The following is a 17,861-nucleotide window of genomic DNA, read 5'->3' as shown; positions in this document are numbered from 1 at the left end:
AGATTGTTTCAATCCCTAATAGGGATTAGTGTAAGTTGCAACTTGGATATCTAGATCATAGCACGGTCTAGGCAAGTTTCAATCCCTAATAGGGATTAGTGTAAGTTGCAACTCTTGAGAAGATGGTCAATGAATTAATGGGAAAGCGGTTTCAATCCCTAATAGGGATTAGTGTAAGTTGCAACAGCCATTCGTAGGGACGTTGATTAAGGAGGTTTGAATGGTTTCAATCCCTAATAGGGATTAGTGTAAGTTGCAACCTGATGTTGGATCGAAACGTCTCCTATACCGTACTTGTTTCAATCCCTAATAGGGATTAGTGTAAGTTGCAACGTCGCGGAGCAACCCCAGGGCCTGGAATTTTTCTGTTTCAATCCCTAATAGGGATTAGTGTAAGTTGCAACCGATCCAGGCAAAACATCGGAGATTGTATAGTAACCGTTTCAATCCCTAATAGGGATTAGTGTAAGTTGCAACTCAAACCGATGCTTCTCTATCTTTTGGTAGATTGTTTCAATCCCTAATAGGGATTAGTGTAAGTTGCAACTGACATAATGGATGATAGAGAACAAAACACAGACTACTGGGTTTCAATCCCTAATAGGGATTAGTGTAAGTTGCAACCGCTCAATTTAGAAGCCTTGCTGTATTTGATTTTCAAGGTTCAGTTGCGTACATCTAGGGTAAATATAGCGTTTGAGCGCTCGCATTGTCAAGAATGGCTCGGAAAAAATCACTTCAAAAGCTTTACTGGTCAGAGTTTTAGACATTGCGTCAACCTCTGATGAGATGTGAGGACTTCAAACCCATAACTGACAAAGCTTTCAAGCATAAAATTTTCCTCTGTGTATAAAACACCTACAGGTTGGCGCAATTACAGAAACTCAACCTTCCTCGTTGATAAGCACTAATTAATAACTGTCGAAAAAATGCCTTGAAGTTCGCTTTCTGCCAAAATGCCAAATGTTAGCTCAGTGATCCTGTTATTCTCACTTATTTTTGTAGATGATATTAGATAGGTTATTAGGGAGCATCTTATGAAACTTCAAGGGTTTGGGCAGTATATTACTAATATCGATAGTGATGGTCGTGGCAGTGGTAGATAAAAAACTATCAATATTGGGATAATTTTAAGATATTTTTTGTGAACAAGAAACAGACTTTGTTGATCTCTCCTAAATTGAATTTGGGAGATTCTTGGCTCAACAAGTCTACTCATGTTAAATCCTCTGCGATATCTAACTTAAATACCAATTCTCTATAAATTAGGACTTACGCAAAAACTTTCTCAAATTCTTATTTCTGTTTGTACTCTGTGGTTTGTTTTGTTGTTACCCATGTTTATAAATCTCCATGTTAGAGCGTTTCATTCATAGTCATCTTTTGGAGAATTGGTATTAAGTTTATTGCATTAATTTTGAGTGGTTTTAGAAACGAACCGCAAAGAACGCAAAGAGCGCAAAGTAATTTGAAGTTTTTAGATGTGGCAAGATACAAAAGTTCTGCTAAATCGCTGTTCTAGGAAAATGTTGTTTAAGTAGCAGAACTTCAATTTGTGTTGAAGATGACAAGTTGATGTAATACTAATCTCTCCCCTGAGTCAGAAATGCGATGGAAGTAGTATTAGTAAATTTGTTTAGTACTACTAAGAAATGAATCGCGTCACTCTTAATGGGGACGTATCTGTGGGAGCTAAACCCGTTGTAATCCTCATACCTACTAGCTTTGTTGATTTCAAGATTGACCTCCGACTTGATGCTGTAAGACTTTTTTATTCAATTGCTAGATGTTGCTGGTTTAAAAGATCTAGCAACTTGGATTAGCTAACAGGAGGATGTAATTAAAGTACATGGCCAGAAAATTTCCCAAATTTAGCCAGGATCTTGCTCAAGATCCGACGACACGTCGCATCTGGTATGCGATGGCTCAGGGCAACGATTTTGAAAGCCATGATGACATAACAGAAGAAAATCTTTATCAAAAGATTTTCGCTACTCACTTCGGTCATGTGGCAATCATTTTCTTGTGGGCTTCTAGCTTGTTGTTCCATGTAGCCTGGCAAGGTAATTTTGAAACCTGGATCAAAGATCCTGTTCATATCCGCCCCATCGCCCATGCGATTTGGGACCCCCACTTTGGTAAACCTGCGGTAGAGGCTTTCACTCAAGGCGGAACTAACTATCCAGTGAATATCGCTTACTCTGGTGTTTACCACTGGTGGTACACCATCGGTATGCGGACGAACAATGACCTTTACATGGGTTCTATCTTTCTGCTGTTGTTGGCAGCAGTGTTCTTGTTTGCTGGTTGGTTGCACTTGCAACCTAGATACCGTCCCAGCTTAGCTTGGTTTAAGAGCGCCGAACCTCGATTAAACCACCACCTAGCAGGTCTGTTTGGTGTCAGTTCCCTAGCTTGGGCTGGTCACTTGGTTCATGTTGCTATCCCCGAATCTCGCGGACAGCACGTTGGTTGGAATAATTTTCTGACGACTCTACCACATCCAGCAGGTTTGCAACCTTTGTTCACTGGTAACTGGGGCGTCTACGCTCAAAACCCGGATACGGCACAGCATATATTTGGTACATCTGCTGGCGCAGGTAATGCGATTCTCACGTTTTTGGGTGGTTTCCATCCGCAAACAGAATCGCTGTGGCTGAGTGATATGGCTCACCACCATTTGGCGATCGCGGTTATTTTTATCATCGCTGGTCATATGTACCGAACTAACTTCGGGATTGGTCACAGCATCAAAGATATGCTTGATGCTAAAAATTTCTTTGGTGTCCAAACTGAAGGTCAGTTCAACCTGCCGCACCAAGGTTTGTATGACACCTATAACAACTCGTTGCACTTTCAGTTAGGTATTCACTTAGCTGCTTTGGGAACTGCTCTGTCCCTAGTGGCGCAACATATGTATGCCCTGCCTCCTTACGCCTTTATGGCTAAAGATTACACAACGCAGGCCTGTCTGTACACCCACCATCAATACCTAGCTGGGTTCTTTATGGTTGGTGCATTTGCCCACGGTGCAATATTCTGGGTGCGGGACTACGACCCTGAACAAAATAAGGGCAATGTCTTGGAGCGAGTGCTGAAGCACAAAGAAGCGATTATCTCCCACCTCAGTTGGGTGTCCCTATTCTTGGGCTTCCATACGCTGGGTCTATACGTCCACAACGATGTAGTTGTTGCCTTTGGCACACCTGAAAAGCAAATCCTGATTGAGCCGGTATTTGCTCAATTCATCCAAGCTGCTCACGGGAAAGCGGTATATGGCATGAATGTGTTGTTATCCAATCCCGATAGCATTGCTCACACAGCATGGCCCAACTATGCTAACGTCTGGTTGCCAGGTTGGCTAGATGCTATCAATTCCGGCACCAACTCTTTGTTCTTAACTATTGGCCCTGGTGATTTTTTGGTTCACCATGCGATCGCCCTTGGTCTGCATACTACTACCTTAATTTGTGTCAAGGGTGCGTTGGATGCTCGTGGTAGTAAGCTGTTTCCTGACAAGAAGGACTTCGGCTTCACCTTCCCTTGTGATGGACCTGGTCGTGGTGGTACTTGCCAAACATCTGCTTGGGAACAGTCTTTCTTCCTCGCCATATTCTGGATGTTGAACCTGCTTGGCTGGGTAACTTTTTACTGGCATTGGAAACATCTGGGTATCTGGCAAGGCAACGTGGCTCAGTTCAATGAGTCTTCGACATACTTGATGGGCTGGTTCCGTGATTATCTCTGGGCTAACTCGGCTCAGGTAATCAACGGTTACAATCCCTACGGCATGAATAACCTGTCTGTTTGGGCTTGGATGTTCCTTTTTGGACACCTGGTTTGGGCTACTGGTTTTATGTTCCTGATTAGCTGGCGTGGGTACTGGCAAGAGTTAATTGAAACTTTAGTCTGGGCGCACGAACGTACTCCACTAGCAAATCTAGTGCGCTGGAAAGATAAACCCGTGGCTCTGTCTATTGTTCAAGGTTGGTTGGTTGGTCTAACTCACTTCACAGTTGGCTACATCCTTACCTACGCAGCATTCCTAATTGCTGCCAATGCTGGAAAATTTGGTTGACAAATTTAAGATAGAAGATTCTCTGACTTCTGCTATCTTCTCCTTCTATCCCTGATGGAATAGAGGGAGATTTCTAATTAGGTAATGGGTAATTGCTAATGGGTTTCGACTAAATATAACTTTGTTTCACTCTCTAGGAAGAGGACAATTAATTGCACAGACAACTTACATCAAAGAGAGTGGATGTTTACTCTTAACCAGTGCGATCGCTTAAGGAGAAAGTAGTATGCCACGGCGAATTAGAGATTCAGTTATCGTCATTACAGGTGCTTCTAGTGGCATAGGACGTGCCACAGCACTTGAATTTGCGAAACAGGGTGCAACGTTACTATTAGCAGCTCGCAGGGAAACTGCTTTGCAGGACGTTGCTCAACAGTGTAAACAATTGGGTGGACAAGCTCTAGCAGTACCCATAGACGTTACCGATGAGTCAGCTGTACAAGCATTAGCACGGCGTGCAATTGAAAATTTTGGTCGGCTTGATGTCTGGGTAAACAATGCTGCTGTTTCTTTATTTGCCCGCTTTGAAGATGTTCCTCCGGAAGCTTTCCGGCGAGTGATTGACACCAATTTATTTGGTTATGTACATGGTGCGCGTGCAGCTCTACCCTACTTCCGAGAACAAGGTAGTGGTATCCTGATCAATGTTTCCTCGGTTGTGGCGATTAGTGGTCAGCCATATACCAGCCCTTATACCATCAGCAAATATGCGATTCGTGGACTATCCGATTCCCTGCGGATGGAGTTGTATCTAGACAATGCACCTGACATCCATGTTTGTACGGTGTTGCCAGCCTCGATTGATACACCAATTTTTCAGCACGCAGCCAACTACACTGGTCGCAAAACCAAGCCACTCAGCCCAGTCTATCCTGCCAAAGACGTTGCAGAGGCAATTGTCGGGCTAGTAAATAGACCACAGCGAGAAATCATTGTTGGGCAAGCAGGCTATCTGCTAGCTTTAGAGAAAACATTAGCACCTGATCTTGAAGAACGAATGATGGCGCGCCAAGTTGATCAAGATCACTTCCAAGACAGAAAGCCAGCAGCTCCAACCGATGGTAATGTGTTCCAACCAATGGAAGACTATACAGGCATCAGTGGTAATTGGTTGGGTACTGGTGGAATTACAACCCAAGATGTTTGGGATATGGCCAGGCAGGTAGCACGTGTATTTGGGATGCAAATTTAAGCTATAAAAACAACAAATATGAATCTACCTAAGGGGAGATTGCAAAGCCACTACACAACAGTTGATGGTCTAATAATACATGCACGCAAATCACAGGAGCCTTTGCTAGAATCTACCCCCGTAGTGATTCTGGTGCATGGAGTAGTGGTTTCCAGTCGCTACATGATTCCAACTGCGGAGTTGCTAGCGCCGTATTATCAGGTGTATGCTCCAGACTTCCCTGGTTACGGTGAAAGTGAGAAACCAAAGCATGTATTGGAATTGCCAGAGTTGGCAAATATTTTATGTCGGTGGATGGATGCAGTCGGAATTGAACGGGCAACTATGCTAGGAAACTCCTTTGGTTGTCAGGTAATAGCAGAGTTTGGTTTGCGTTACCCTGACCGCCTGGAACGAGCAGTGTTGCAAGGGCCAACGATTGACCGACACGCTCGTAACTTACCGCAACAGCTTTGGCGTTTTATGCTCAATGCTCCTTTTGAAGATCCTTCCCAAGCTCCACTGCAAGTATACGATTACTGGTTAGCTGGCCTACCACGCATTGTCCGTACTATCCAAATTGCGCTGTCAGACCGCATTGAGACAAAACTACCTTACCTGCACGTACCCACGTTAGTAGTGCGTGGTCAAGAAGATCCTGTTGTGTCACAACAATGGGCAGAAGAAGTTGTTAATCTCCTACCAAATGCTCGATTAGCTGTGATTCCGGGTGGAGGACACACCCTCAATTACAGCGCACCACTAGAACTATCTCGTGTAACTCGAGCATTTATCGAAGCTACGCGATCGCAGTTGCTCCAAAAGGAAAGATTAGATGAAAACACCTTTCTATGATGGAATTTTGGCTTCTTTAACCACAAAATTACGATTAGCTCCGCCTTACATCGCTGGCTTCGACTCTGGTTCCGCAATGCTACGTGCTACTGCTGCTTACCTACGTGGGGAAGATTTTCCCGGGATGGGTGTGCAGCCACCTGCCATTGAGCCGATCGCAACTTTAATTAACAAGCTGCCTCGACAAGTGCAAGAAGTCATCTACACTCTTGGTAGTGCAGGCGAAGCAATTCCTCCAGAACGCTTAAAAGATGTGAATGCTGAGGTAGCCTCACAATGGATTATAAACGAGTATCCTCAACGTCAGTATCCGGCGGTGGCAATTGGTTCAGCTAGTGGTGCTATTGTACATCTGTGTGCTGTCTTGGGTATACCTTGGTTGCCACAAACCTTTATGATCCCTGTACTCCATCCGGAGATCCATCCAGACGAACCAAAAAAGGCGATGGAGTGGGGTAGGGAAAAAGCCAAACCTTTGTTGGCTGCTAACCCCGATCTACAACTGCATCACATGTATGATCCCAACCAAGATCGATTGAGTTTGCGGGGTATGAATTATTTTCGCGTCAAGCGTCTACATCTTGGTGAAATCTACAAGTACTTTTTGGAAAACTGTTTACCAAAAGGCGCTACTATTTTTATCGTTGAGTGTCAACGTACCTGGTCCACTACGCAAGTAGATGATCGCCACATTTTCCAATTTGGGGCATTAGGTGGCGCTACAGAAGCGGACTTTTTTCAAGGTGGTGAAAGTGTAGCAGAGTATTTGCAACGCTACCAGTCACCACGACGACAGTGGAATCCGCCCACACCAGATGGAGAAAGACCAGAGGCAGAGTGGGGTTTTGAGGCGACTTTGCGAGACGATATTGAAAATTTCGCGCGCGATCGCGGTTATCAAATTCGGCGGATCATCTTTCAAGAACCAGAACATCTCAGTCCTTTTGTCGCTGAACTTTATCGTTGGTGGTATAAACAACGTGGCATCATTGCCAACCGCCTGTTAGTGGAATCGTTTATTCTTCTAGAACCAATGTGGACTTTACGCACTGGTTCTGTGCCATTCTGGATGAAGTTTAACATGCAGTCTTCTTTAGATTGGATTGAAAATTATTTAGACAGCACTGATCCATACGATGAAATTTACATGTTCCTTTTCTCTCACGGAGTAAATGCAGTTGGTTTACCTTCAATAGAACGCTGGCGCGAAGTCTTCAAGCGATCTCGTAAGCATGGCGAGTTTATTGGAGTAGAAGAAGATAAATTCCCTAGAAACTTTGCCACGTTAATTCGCTATTACACAGATTTACAACGAGTTATTTCAGCGCGTTATCCGGTTCCTGGTTCGCTAATGCTAGAACAGCTAGATCAATTCATTCAGCAAACAAGCGATCGCTTTCCCGTTCAATGGGAATCAGTGGTCAGTTAACAGTGATCAGTGATCAATAACTGATCACTGATCACTGTGAAAGTGGGTTTTTGTTATGAGCCAGCTATTTATTTGAGCGCGGGATGTTGGGCTTATCAAATCTCTCGAACTCACGTCATAGTTAGTGTTGTTGGAGATTCCTGATATAGCCTTTTGCCAAAGACTGCAATCTAAAATTTAAAATCCAAAATTGGTATCAGCCATTGTTAAAAGCGTCTTTCCTTAAACGACTGCTGTTTCAAAATCTGTGTCACACGACGACGAGCAGCTCCTAGCGGAAACAGGCGATGTAGACAAATTTGATGCTGCTATTTGGGAATCAATCGGTGGAAAAGCAGATAAACAAGCCTCTAGATATTCACAATCTTCACACTCTAGTTTTTTTCCTGGATTAGAACAATGACAGGGAAGATTTGATAGACAATCAGAAGGCTTTTTGTGTTTGAAGATATCTGCTGTAATTTGTAAGCAAATTAATAAATCTTGAATAAACATAAAGTCGATGTTTTCTTGTAAAGCTAATAGATCAAGTTGACTATCTTTTCACCCTTATTCTTTACTTTAGCCTCTATTTTTCATGAGAGTGTATTTAAAATATATTAAATTATCAATCAGATAAAAAATGGTAGCTTCTTCCTTGTAGCTTGACGGTATCATACTTAAGGAATATTTTTATCTTAATTTTTTTGTGTAAATTCAAGTGTATTCTAAAGTAATCTTGCATTTTCTGACGATAATTTAATCACTTAATAAAAAGACTATAAACATTTATATTTGTTTATAGTTTTAGTAAAATTATTTAAAGTGAATTGCAAAGACTAAAGTACACGTACTGAAGAACTATTTAACTGGTCAACGATCCAATCCCGGACAACTTGAGTAACTTCATCAGCCACTTCATCTAAACCATGACCGGCATTAGGATACAGAATTAGGCGTTTGGGTTGCAGGGCAAGTTGATAAACACTTTGGGAGCAATAGGGTGGTAGTACCTGATCCGCCGTACCATGCAACAATAATAGCGAACACTGGGTTGCTAGTTCAGAAACTACATCTGTGCCGTAGGATTGAGTAGCAAGGGTGACAACAGTGCTGACATCTGGAGATTGGGTAGCAGCCTGTATAACTACCGCACCTCCAAAAGAATGACCAACAAGAGCAAAATTTTTAATACCCTCCTCATGTAAGTAGCTAATACCAGCTAATACATCCATAATAGAGTCTGTTAATTGTGTTGGATAGCGGAAACGTACTCTCAAAGAAGCTATGCCATCCTTGATTAACTGCTGACAAAGTAGGGGGTAAAGTCCACGAGCAGGTGTATCCCAACCACCACCGATACCCCCAACCCAAATTACTGCTTTCTCGCTGCTTGGAACTGAATAGTAACGACAGTGAATTGTACCCAAACTCGTAATTAATTTAACTGGATAATATTCTTCCTGCTGTTGTTCAACTTCAACACCTTGGACTACCATCTCATATGATTCATCGTAAATAGGTTGCACAAAATCCTCCATTGTAAATTTTTAAGTCAACCTAATTTCTACAGTAGTTTTCAAATAATAGTGCAGTGAATATTTTCAATTGCCACTATCTGCAATCCTGCTGTATTTTTGCCATTTTGGCTTTCATCCTCGTACACGTTTTCTGCTTTATCTTGGCTCAAAAAGTGGGATACATATCATGTCTCCTGTGACACATTTTGCTAAATAAATGTTTAAATCAATACTCATTCTTTGGATAGAAAAAAAATCTTTTTAACTAAATATTGGGATAATACGCTTTAATGGTGCAGAAATAGTTTGGTTAAAACCTAAACCTGTATTCAAAATTACATTTAAATTTCACATAGTCTATTCCTGAAGGAGTAGTGGTAAATAAAGTTTCACCATCATAAGTTAGAGGAAAGAAAGATTTTAGTTTTTTAAGATTGACTGAAAAGCTCAGATAGTTATACACACAAATAGCATGTCTATTTCTTGTCGGCAGTCATTAATTCTTAGTTTTGGCTGCCCTTAACTATGAAGTATTTTTTACTTTCCATATGCACAAAAGACATTGCTTTAGTTGTAATGAATTTTTTGTTTGTTAGTTTTTGCATTCCCAGGCTGTAGCCCTTGTCGTAGAGTCGTCGAAGAAGGCACGTCTGCTGTGTTTATTCCCAATAACAATCTGAAGTTGGTTTAAAGTGAACAAAAATATTCTTGCTAGGAGGAACGGAAAGTATGCTTAAACCAGTAACACTTTTTACAGCTGTACTTGTTGCTTTATCGACCACTGCTGGTTGCACTACAACAAATCAGTCAGACCAAAGTGCAACTCAACCAAATGAAACGGCGACTCAAACAGGTACAACCCAAACCTACCCAGCTACGCCCCAATCTACTACCCCAATTACCCAGACAACCACTCCCACTAATCAAAACACTACCCCTATCTCCAATCAAGAGTTTGTAACTCAAGCCACACAAGGTAATTTGGCAGAAATTGAGCTTGGGCAACTAGCGCAAAAAAAAGCAGCAAGCGCTGAAGTCAAGCAGTATGGTCAACAGATGATCACAGATCATACTCAAGCTCAAAATCAACTTAAACAGTTAGCTGCACAGAAAAAACTTACCGTACCACAAAGCGTTGGTGAACAAAATAAACAAGTAGCAGCTAACCTGTCCAAGCTATCTGGTGCAGATTTTGATCAAGCATATATGAATCAGATGGTGCAAGATCACCAAAAGACAATTTCCTTGTTCCAAAATGAAGCTGGGAAAGGACAAGATCCTGACCTACAAGCTTTTGCTACTAAAACATTACCAACTCTTCAACAGCACTTGCAGCAAGCTCAATCACTTGCAGATCAAACCACAGGTACTACCACACCATCCCCCACTACCACACCTTAGTAGTTTATCGGATTAATTATGATCGGCTCTGCCAGATCCCCGACTTTTTTAAAAAAGTCGGGGATCTATCCAATCAGAAATTATATAACGAATTACCCTTCTAATTCTTCGCTGGGTGTGCGGCTTGAAGCGACACATATACCCGCAAACACAAATGCGATCGCACTTACCCAAACCCCAATTTCTGGTGTAATTAACTGTGGTTGAGGAAATACTACCGGAAATAAACTTCCTACTAAGGCAAATCCCGCAAAATACATTCCTACCGCTAATCCTGCCCAACGAGGACGCACTAGCGAAAAATAAAAGGGAATGCCACCGTTAAATATTAAACTAAAGCCACATACACCTAGTAATATTACAGGAATATATGTGCCTAAATATAAAATTATCATCAAAAATATAGTAGTGATCCCAACACCAATAATCATGGCTACACGATTACTAATTTTCACAGCCAATGCTCCTGCTGGTATAAATGCAAACGCTATAGTAAGGTTGATGATCAACATTAAACCATCAACATTATCAGTATTTAAATTAACCTTGAGCAGTTTACTCAAAGCATCCATCAATAATCGGGAACCCAAAGCTATACCAACCCCAGTACCTAAAATTAAAGCTAATGACCGGAGAAATTGTTCTAGGTTTGTCCGTGTTTGTATTTGATCTATCGGTGAATCTGGTGGGTTAAACAAGCGTAATGTCGCCGCCGCCCCTAAAAGAGTAAAAGAACCAATTACAAAGGTAAAAATTGGCCCTAAACTGAGAATAAAATTACTGGCTACCGCTCTGAACGCACCAGCTACTCCACCTACGAAAATCACGACGCTGAGTGCTGAAGGTAACTGAGGTGGTATTGCGTAGTAAACTAATAATGCAAAGATTGGGCTGCGAAATACCGTCATTGCTAACGCCCACGCCACCAATGCTAAAGGTAACAGTAATCTTGTCACATCTGATGGTGGGACAAAGGTAACGATACAGGGGATAGCAATAAACAAAACCGAAGAGAGGATAACTCCCAAGGTAATAAAAGGGAAACTGCTTCCGACTCGATACTTGGCTTGATCACAAAGCGCACCCATGAGTGGTTCCATAACTACCGCCAAGGCATTTTCTAAAATAATTATTCCTACTGCCAAAGACTCAGGAAAGTCAAACCCAACTAGCAGTTTGGGTAAATACAGGTTATAAATCAACCAACAGATGATAATTGCTCCCTGCACTCCAGCTAAACTCCAAACTTGCAACCACAAAATTTTTGGCTGAGTCATGACTTTTGGATTTTGTTCCATCCTCTTGTCCTCTGTGTTGTTTCACACAGATATATTCACATTGTCGAGATTGCTTTTCATAATCTTAATTGCCTCAAGCTCGACATTATAAATGTTGCGATCGCACATACTCAGCCCAGAATAAAAATGAGCGATCGCTATTCCCCAACAAGCTGTCGTTAGATCACAAACTTGTGTCGTTAGATCACGAACTTCTGTCGTTAGATCACGATAATTTCATGCATCTGCTTAGAAAAAAATAACTTCTCACAACCTCTAACAAAAAATGGCATAGCGGTAGGGTAATCTGTTTAGACAACAGCAATACTTAAGAGAAATCACCAAAATAAACACAAAATATTGTTAGAAAAAATACAATAATATGCTAATTCTGCTGATTTAGAATTCAGCTTTAGTAAGGCAAGCTAGCTCTATAATCTTTTTTTAGGAGCATATCTATGACTCGTCAAAGACGCACATCTCGGATTCTGGAAAAAGCTCAATTAAGATTCTGTGGACTAAGAGCGATTGATTCAAACATGGATTTTGGGGATACTCGCAATCTCCAAAATATGACACAACTAATGGAACAGTTACGTACAAAAATTGATGCCTATAATACTGCTCTAGCGGTGATTGACTGTTCTAGAATAGAGATTCAAGAGTTGGAAAAAACCTTAGGCGAACTCATGGACAAAATGTTGATTGGAGTTGCCTTTAAGTATGGCAAAGATAGCCGCGAGTATGAAATGGCGGGTGGTGTTCGCAAAAGCGAACGTGTCCGTAAAAGTACGGCCAGCCGTTTGAAAGGTGGTGCAGAGGAGACATCGACTGAGAAAGGTCAAACCGCGTAATCTCTTTAAGAGTATTCTGAAGGGTTCGATCAGTCGCGTTTAGCCCTGATGGCAAAACTTTAGCTAGTGGTAGTACTGACGCGACTATCAAAATTTGGCAGTTGTCTGAGTAACCATTCAATTTTGGATTTTGAATTTTATCCCGGTTAATCCAGACTTATACCAATTTGAGAAAAGAATACAACACATGGATTATATAAGACCCCACCCCAACCCTCCCTTTGCTAAAGGCAGGGTGCCGTTAGGCGGGTGGGGTTATCTGTCGCAAATATTACTTGAATCGGCATTATATTTTAAGATTTTTTAGTAATTTCATGAGACATAGAATTAATTACATTTCTATAAAGTTCCATTGCCAATTTATAGGCCTGCTTTAATTCTCCAGGAGTAGGGTTAAAATCTTCTGTTGCTTCCATTGAATAGCGATATGTTTGGTTATATAGACTTAAATATCCTGCTGCTTTTAAGACTGTTGCAAATTCTGGTTTAAATGTGGAAGCTAATTTCACTAAAGTGTTAATGTTATGAGTATCTCCTGGATCAGTATCGTGAAAAACAAGGAAGCCTTTAAGTGCTTTTTCTGCTCCTTGCTAACAATGATAAATTGCTATAACCGATAATTCTTGAGCTAATTTTTGTGCTGCACTCAAATCACGTTGAGCTTTTTTCAACCAAAAATGTACCAGAATGCGTTTTGCGTTTTCTGTAGAGTAATTTACCTTGTTCTAATATTTTTCTAGTAAGGGATGCAGGAACTGTTTTAAATGTTGCTACATCAGTTTTGGTTTTAATGAGAACATCGACATCAATCATCAGGTCATCAAGAGCATTTATTGCCTTTACTCCCCATTCAATCCGGTCAAAGTCTGGTATATCATTCGGTAAAATAATACATAAATCTAGATCGTTGTACTGATGGGGGGTTCCCTATACATAGGAACCAAATAGGATAATTTCTTCAGGGTTGAGTAAGGCTACTAACCGACAAGTAACTTCTGCAATGATTGAGTTGGTTATAGGTGTTATATTACTACCATGATTCCTTTAAAACTTTACTAACTCACAGCATACTTACTAAATTGCCGCATTAAGAGAGGCTGAATCCTAGTACAATATCTTATTGCGCTAGTTTTTCCATTCGACAATCACCTCATGCTTGCCATTATAAATATCTGATCACACATACTCAGGTGAGAATAAAATCAAGCGATCGCGTCTCACCATTTTTCCTCAGCAACTGCTTCTGTGCGAACAGTATTTTCTTTTCCTGGTTCGTTAGAATAAACTGCTATCAGCTAATTTATTAAGCCTGAATTTGTTACCTACGATATCAATATCTGGTGAGTAGTTGTGTTTGTCCATGCATACCAATAATATAATTGACTAGTTGTTAACTCTAGTTAATCAACTTGAACTGTTGGCTCTGTATAGCATAACGTAGATATGCAGTAGCTTTTTGATGAATTAGCAGGAAAAAGTCTGTGTCCAAATTGACAGATTAAAATTTAACCTTTAAGGGGTGCTATATACCGATCTTTAATTAAGTTACCTGGAGATACAAATCGTGATTATTTTGGTGGGGAAATTTAACTTGACTGATAAAATCAAGTTATTAGATTCATGGAATAACAAAAAATCTATTTTAAATTCCATAGATTTAATTATGGAAATTGCTCATTTATGACTTATTGTTTCTTCTAATTTCATTAAATTCTCTGCACAACTAATTACTGGCGCTATAAGGTTGCAGTACCCTTGTGAGGTTTTCGATGGATTGGATTAGCTTACTCAAAGCTCAACAAGCTGATTTCCTTCAACGGGTGAAAAAACCAAGGACTCATGACGTATCTTTGCTGGAAACTCAAGTCAGAGGTTGCCACACTGAAATCATGGCATTTTCGGGCGAAGCACTGGAAAAAATGTTAATAGTTGCTTGCCAACAAGCAGAAATTCTTGGTAAAAATCCACCTCCCATACCACCTGATTATCCAGAATTTTCCGATTGGAATATACCTTTTTCAGCATACTTTCAGCAGCAAGTAGAAGATTATATTTTGCGAGAGCAAATTGTTGATCAAGTCATGTCTCAACGTTTGGGAAAATCTGTGAAAAAATTACCACAAGATGCTGTAAAAAGTATGGTTTTAGATGATGAAGGAAATTTACGTGGTGAAAGCAAATTTCCTTATTTACTAGTAGACAATCCCAAAAATAAAATTCTTGTTTGTGTGGCTGATGGAGAAAGTTTTAATGGAATTAAAAAAGATAAAGTTAAATGGTCAGTCGCTCAAGAAGATTTAAGAGATTACAGTGTATTAATTTTTGTCTGTCTGTTTTATCCATTTAATGGTGAGAGAGGTTACGAGAAACAAGCGATAGTGACTGGTTTTTTACCAACAAATCAAATTGAATTTAGTGAACCAAAAATTTATGTATCTCCCAGTCAATTGCTGTATGCAGGTGGATTGAGTTGGTATTTAGCAACAGGAATTAGCAAACAAGATACGCCATCATTATTTGATGAAATGTTTGTGCCAGAAAAAACTCAAACTGTGCCACCAGAACATCCTCTCAAAGGCATAATCGGCGATTGGGAATGTTGGCAAACACTGAAAGGACATAGTAGAGGTATAAACTGTCTTGCTTTCTATCCAGGAAGCGAAAATAGCGGCAATTCTACTTTAGTAGCAAGTGGAAGTCGCGGAGAAACAAAATTGTGGGATTTGACAAAGGGAGAACTAGTAGGTACTTTATCTGAACATCCCTGGATGTTGTCTGGACTAGTAGATGAAGTCAATGCTCTTGCTTTCAGTCCAGACGGTCATACTTTGGTAAGTGCAGGTGCAGATTCTACGATCAAGATGTGGCATGTTGGTGCTAGGGATTTGATCGATATTTTGCACAAACATAATGGCATGGTACGGTGTGTTGCTTTTACTCCAGACGGACGCCTGTTGGCAACAGGAGGAGACGACAGAACAATTTGCTTTTGGGACTTAATGCAACGTCGCGTTATAGTTGCCCTCTCTTTGGATGATACTGCTGCTCATTCTCTAGCTTTGAGCCAAGACGGAGAAATTTTAGTTACAGGCAGTTACCGCAAAATTAAGGTATGGCAAGTTTGCCAACAAGAGGGGAAGACTCCAAATGCCCAATTGTTAAATACTCTTACAGGTCATAGTCATATTGTGTGTTCTTTAGCGATGAGTAGTGATCGCAAAATTCTTGTCAGTGGAAGTCGGGATAAAACCATAAAAATTTGGCAACTAGAAACAGGGGAATTGCTGCATACTCTTGAAGGACATAGAGATGGAGTTTATGCGATCGCCCTCAGTCCTGATGGACAAACGATTGCCAGTGGTAGCGCTGACAAAACAATTAAATTATGGCACTTACAAACAGGTGAATTACTAGGTACGTTTACTGGGCATCTTCACACAGTTACGGCAGTAGCATTTAGTACTTCTGGAGAAATTTTAGTAAGTGGGAGTTTGGATAAGACAATTAAAATTTGGCAACGAAGTTAAAGGGAAAGGAAGAAAGGGAAGTTGGACAAATGCAGTGATCGCAAAAGCATTTTTTTAACCCCTTATAAATAAGCGGATATTTATAGATGCATTGATCGCAATTCCTAAGCCTTCTGCCACACGACGACAAATACATCATATTCATTATGAGTTTATTTTTTCCAACTTCGTCGCAATGACTTTGATTTAATAGCCTCTGATCAGAAATTGCAATAATATGTAATATTTAATCCATTTCGGAAATGCGATCGCGCCCTGCCTCAAAATTTGGCTTAGATTTGAGCCTGGGAGAATCAGCCTGTTCTCTCAGGCGGCTAATTCCCCCAATCGCTTATCCACCTCACCTTTGACCTGAGAAATTGCCACTTCTACTTCCTGTCTAACTATCTCTCTGATATCTACACTTGTAGACACTGTAGACACATCTGTAGACGTGCCAAGAATACCCCTGAGCAACCTAGCCGCAGTTTGATTTAGTGACTCATCCTCGGAAATCTGTAGCGCTGAGAGTGCTTGAATTTCGAGTTCACTTAGCCGAAACGAGATTACTTTACTAGCCATTGTGTAGACTTATGTATACGTAATTGTATACATACTAAAGTCTTGTCTACAAAATGTCTACGTTTTTGTAGACATTTTGTAGACAATAAAATAGAATAATTAGCGATTTCACAAAAGAACAACTATTATGGCTATGGCATTTGCCGAACCAAACCCTAATGAGCCTAGTGATACTGAGTTGCATTCCTCGGTAGATTTTGAGCAAGCAGGGCAAGAGGAAAAAACTTCCCTAACCTCCCCAGACCAATCTCTACAAAATTCCCCAACTTCGGATGAGGCTGCTTCTTTGCTGCAAAGCCTATCTGAGGACAAGCAAGTTAATCAGGATACTGAGTCACAAATAGATATTGAAGATTCCGGAGCAATATTTCAAGCTGTTGGGATAATTACTGGAGAAGTTAACTTAACTGAGGACGGTAAAAGCACTGTTACTATCGGTCGTTCTCAATACCCACTTTTCTATGTTCCCCGCAAACGCAAAGTATTTGAAGCTCTGCAAAAAGAAATAGAAGCAACAGGCAACCGCAATCAACGTCTAGTTGTTTATCCAAAAGCAATTCATTTTCCACGCAAAGAGCAACCGCATCGCATCGCTTTTCAGCTAGTTGGCTTTGACAGAGGGCGAGTTGAAGAGGCAGTTTCAGGAGAACTACTAGACCTAGAGTTTAAATTCTCAGGACTATGGCAGTTTATTCCTGTTTGTTCTACTCCTTGCATCTCTGTGTTCCGCAACTTTACTCACGAAAGACTCGAATATATTAAGCAAGCCGAACCTGCCCAAAAGGTAAAATTTATGAAGGCTAGCCATTTACCCTTGCTTTGGAAAGATGCGCCAGTCAGACCCTTTAGATTTAATCCTAAAGCCCCTAAAGAAGATCAAGGTCAGCCGGCATTTGTCACCCTCAAAGCGAAATTTTTGCCGGGGCGTGATGTCTTCGGTTTTGTAGCACTATTAGCTCCACCTCAAGAAACTCCGCCCAAATTTCTCAAAGCATCCAAGAAGGATAAAGCTACAGTTCAGCAAGCATCTAAAAAAGATAAACCTAGAGTACAGCAAGCACCTAAACCTAAAAAGGATAATTTCGAGCGCAGCCATCCTCAGTCAAAACCAATTTTGAAGAAAAAACTAGAGTTGTGAAAAAACCTGTATCAAAGTTTCGCTCAAAAACAGGCGATCCCCGTTGACTGCGAGATACAAAGGTATAAACA

Annotated in this window: 12 protein-coding genes, 2 pseudogenes and 1 CRISPR repeat array (1 of these 15 only partly in view); of the genes and pseudogenes, 10 read left to right on the top strand and 4 right to left on the bottom strand. The window is 40.8% G+C overall.

Annotation, left to right across the window (positions count from 1 at the left end; genetic code table 11):
- Window positions 1-624: direct repeats of the CRISPR family, unit length 37 nt; unit sequence GTTTCAATCCCTAATAGGGATTAGTGTAAGTTGCAAC; it reaches 2,897 nt to the left of the window's first position.
- Between the two features lie 1,225 nt (window positions 625-1,849).
- The 5 genes from psaB to RS893_RS17645 all read left to right on the top strand — a co-directional run bounded on the left by psaB (window position 1,850) and on the right by RS893_RS17645 (window position 7,936).
- On the top strand, window positions 1,850-4,078 hold the full coding sequence (psaB, locus tag RS893_RS17665; protein ID WP_315786132.1) for a photosystem I core protein PsaB: 2,229 nt from the start codon (window positions 1,850-1,852) through the stop codon (window positions 4,076-4,078).
- Window positions 4,079-4,304: 226 nt separating this feature from the next.
- Window positions 4,305-5,270 (top strand): SDR family oxidoreductase, encoded by a 966-nt coding sequence (locus RS893_RS17660; protein ID WP_315786129.1) that lies wholly within the window; start codon window positions 4,305-4,307, stop codon window positions 5,268-5,270.
- An 18-nt stretch (window positions 5,271-5,288) separates the two neighbouring features.
- Window positions 5,289-6,104 carry an alpha/beta hydrolase gene (locus tag RS893_RS17655; protein ID WP_315786127.1) on the top strand — a complete coding sequence of 272 codons (816 nt, stop codon included), beginning with the start codon at window positions 5,289-5,291 and terminating at the stop codon, window positions 6,102-6,104.
- Window positions 6,085-7,533: a hypothetical protein gene (locus RS893_RS17650; protein WP_315786121.1), complete on the top strand. Its 1,449-nt coding sequence runs from the start codon at window positions 6,085-6,087 to the stop codon at window positions 7,531-7,533. The genes RS893_RS17655 and RS893_RS17650 overlap by 20 nt, the downstream gene beginning before the upstream one ends.
- Before the next feature lie 247 nt (window positions 7,534-7,780).
- Window positions 7,781-7,936: a hypothetical protein gene (locus tag RS893_RS17645; protein ID WP_315786118.1), complete on the top strand. Its 156-nt coding sequence runs from the start codon at window positions 7,781-7,783 to the stop codon at window positions 7,934-7,936.
- Between the two features lie 415 nt (window positions 7,937-8,351).
- Here RS893_RS17645 and RS893_RS17640 read toward each other — a convergent pair whose 3' ends face one another.
- Window positions 8,352-9,041, bottom strand: a complete 690-nt coding sequence (locus tag RS893_RS17640) for a dienelactone hydrolase family protein (protein WP_315786114.1) — start codon at window positions 9,039-9,041, stop codon at window positions 8,352-8,354.
- Window positions 9,042-9,761: 720 nt separating this feature from the next.
- Between RS893_RS17640 and RS893_RS17635 the strand changes: the two genes are divergently transcribed.
- Complete coding sequence (locus RS893_RS17635; RefSeq protein WP_315786111.1) at window positions 9,762-10,433, top strand: DUF4142 domain-containing protein; 672 nt, start codon at window positions 9,762-9,764, stop codon at window positions 10,431-10,433.
- Window positions 10,434-10,525: 92 nt separating this feature from the next.
- Here RS893_RS17635 and RS893_RS17630 read toward each other — a convergent pair whose 3' ends face one another.
- Complete coding sequence (locus RS893_RS17630) at window positions 10,526-11,731, bottom strand: MFS transporter (protein ID WP_315786108.1); 1,206 nt, start codon at window positions 11,729-11,731, stop codon at window positions 10,526-10,528.
- Window positions 11,732-12,168: 437 nt separating this feature from the next.
- Between RS893_RS17630 and RS893_RS17625 the strand changes: the two genes are divergently transcribed.
- The gene (locus RS893_RS17625) at window positions 12,169-12,564 is read left to right on the top strand and encodes a hypothetical protein (protein ID WP_315786105.1); all 396 of its coding nucleotides are present in this window, start codon (window positions 12,169-12,171) and stop codon (window positions 12,562-12,564) included.
- A gap of 23 nt (window positions 12,565-12,587) precedes the next feature.
- Window positions 12,588-12,677: pseudogene (locus RS893_RS30330) on the top strand (hypothetical protein); the annotation flags it as partial.
- Between the two features lie 180 nt (window positions 12,678-12,857).
- Here RS893_RS30330 and RS893_RS17620 read toward each other — a convergent pair.
- Window positions 12,858-13,142 (bottom strand): annotated as a pseudogene (locus RS893_RS17620) (HEPN domain-containing protein); the annotation flags it as partial.
- A 1,191-nt stretch (window positions 13,143-14,333) separates the two neighbouring features.
- Between RS893_RS17620 and RS893_RS17615 the strand changes: the two are divergent.
- Window positions 14,334-16,091, top strand: a complete 1,758-nt coding sequence (locus RS893_RS17615) for a WD40 repeat domain-containing protein (protein WP_315786103.1) — start codon at window positions 14,334-14,336, stop codon at window positions 16,089-16,091.
- A gap of 306 nt (window positions 16,092-16,397) precedes the next feature.
- On the opposite strand, the gene RS893_RS17610 is transcribed toward RS893_RS17615, so the two are convergent.
- The gene (locus tag RS893_RS17610; RefSeq protein WP_315786100.1) at window positions 16,398-16,652 is read right to left on the bottom strand and encodes a hypothetical protein; all 255 of its coding nucleotides are present in this window, start codon (window positions 16,650-16,652) and stop codon (window positions 16,398-16,400) included.
- Window positions 16,653-16,779: 127 nt separating this feature from the next.
- Here RS893_RS17610 and RS893_RS17605 point away from each other — a divergent pair, with 127 nt between their 5' ends.
- Window positions 16,780-17,790, top strand: coding sequence for a hypothetical protein (locus RS893_RS17605; protein WP_315786098.1), 1,011 nt, complete (start codon window positions 16,780-16,782; stop codon window positions 17,788-17,790).
- Window positions 17,791-17,861 lie beyond the last annotated feature (71 nt).

The sequence above is a fragment of the Fischerella sp. JS2 genome, assembly GCF_032393985.1.
Taxonomy (GTDB): domain Bacteria; phylum Cyanobacteriota; class Cyanobacteriia; order Cyanobacteriales; family Nostocaceae; genus Fischerella.
The sequence above is the reverse complement of the archived record's forward strand: the minus strand, read 5'-3'. Positions and strand labels throughout refer to the sequence as shown.

Excerpts from the sequence above, each read along its gene's own strand:
- RS893_RS17615 (WP_315786103.1), top strand. The coding sequence starts at position 14,334 with ATGGATTGGATTAGCTTACTCAAAGCTCAACAAGCTGATTTCCTTCAA.
- RS893_RS17610 (WP_315786100.1), bottom strand. The coding sequence starts at position 16,652 with ATGGCTAGTAAAGTAATCTCGTTTCGGCTAAGTGAACTCGAAATTCAA.
- RS893_RS17630 (WP_315786108.1), bottom strand. The coding sequence starts at position 11,731 with ATGGAACAAAATCCAAAAGTCATGACTCAGCCAAAAATTTTGTGGTTG.
- RS893_RS17635 (WP_315786111.1), top strand. The coding sequence starts at position 9,762 with ATGCTTAAACCAGTAACACTTTTTACAGCTGTACTTGTTGCTTTATCG.
- RS893_RS17605 (WP_315786098.1), top strand. The coding sequence starts at position 16,780 with ATGGCTATGGCATTTGCCGAACCAAACCCTAATGAGCCTAGTGATACT.
- RS893_RS17655 (WP_315786127.1), top strand. The coding sequence starts at position 5,289 with ATGAATCTACCTAAGGGGAGATTGCAAAGCCACTACACAACAGTTGAT.
- RS893_RS17650 (WP_315786121.1), top strand. The coding sequence starts at position 6,085 with ATGAAAACACCTTTCTATGATGGAATTTTGGCTTCTTTAACCACAAAA.
- RS893_RS17625 (WP_315786105.1), top strand. The coding sequence starts at position 12,169 with ATGACTCGTCAAAGACGCACATCTCGGATTCTGGAAAAAGCTCAATTA.
- RS893_RS17660 (WP_315786129.1), top strand. The coding sequence starts at position 4,305 with ATGCCACGGCGAATTAGAGATTCAGTTATCGTCATTACAGGTGCTTCT.
- psaB (WP_315786132.1), top strand. The coding sequence starts at position 1,850 with ATGGCCAGAAAATTTCCCAAATTTAGCCAGGATCTTGCTCAAGATCCG.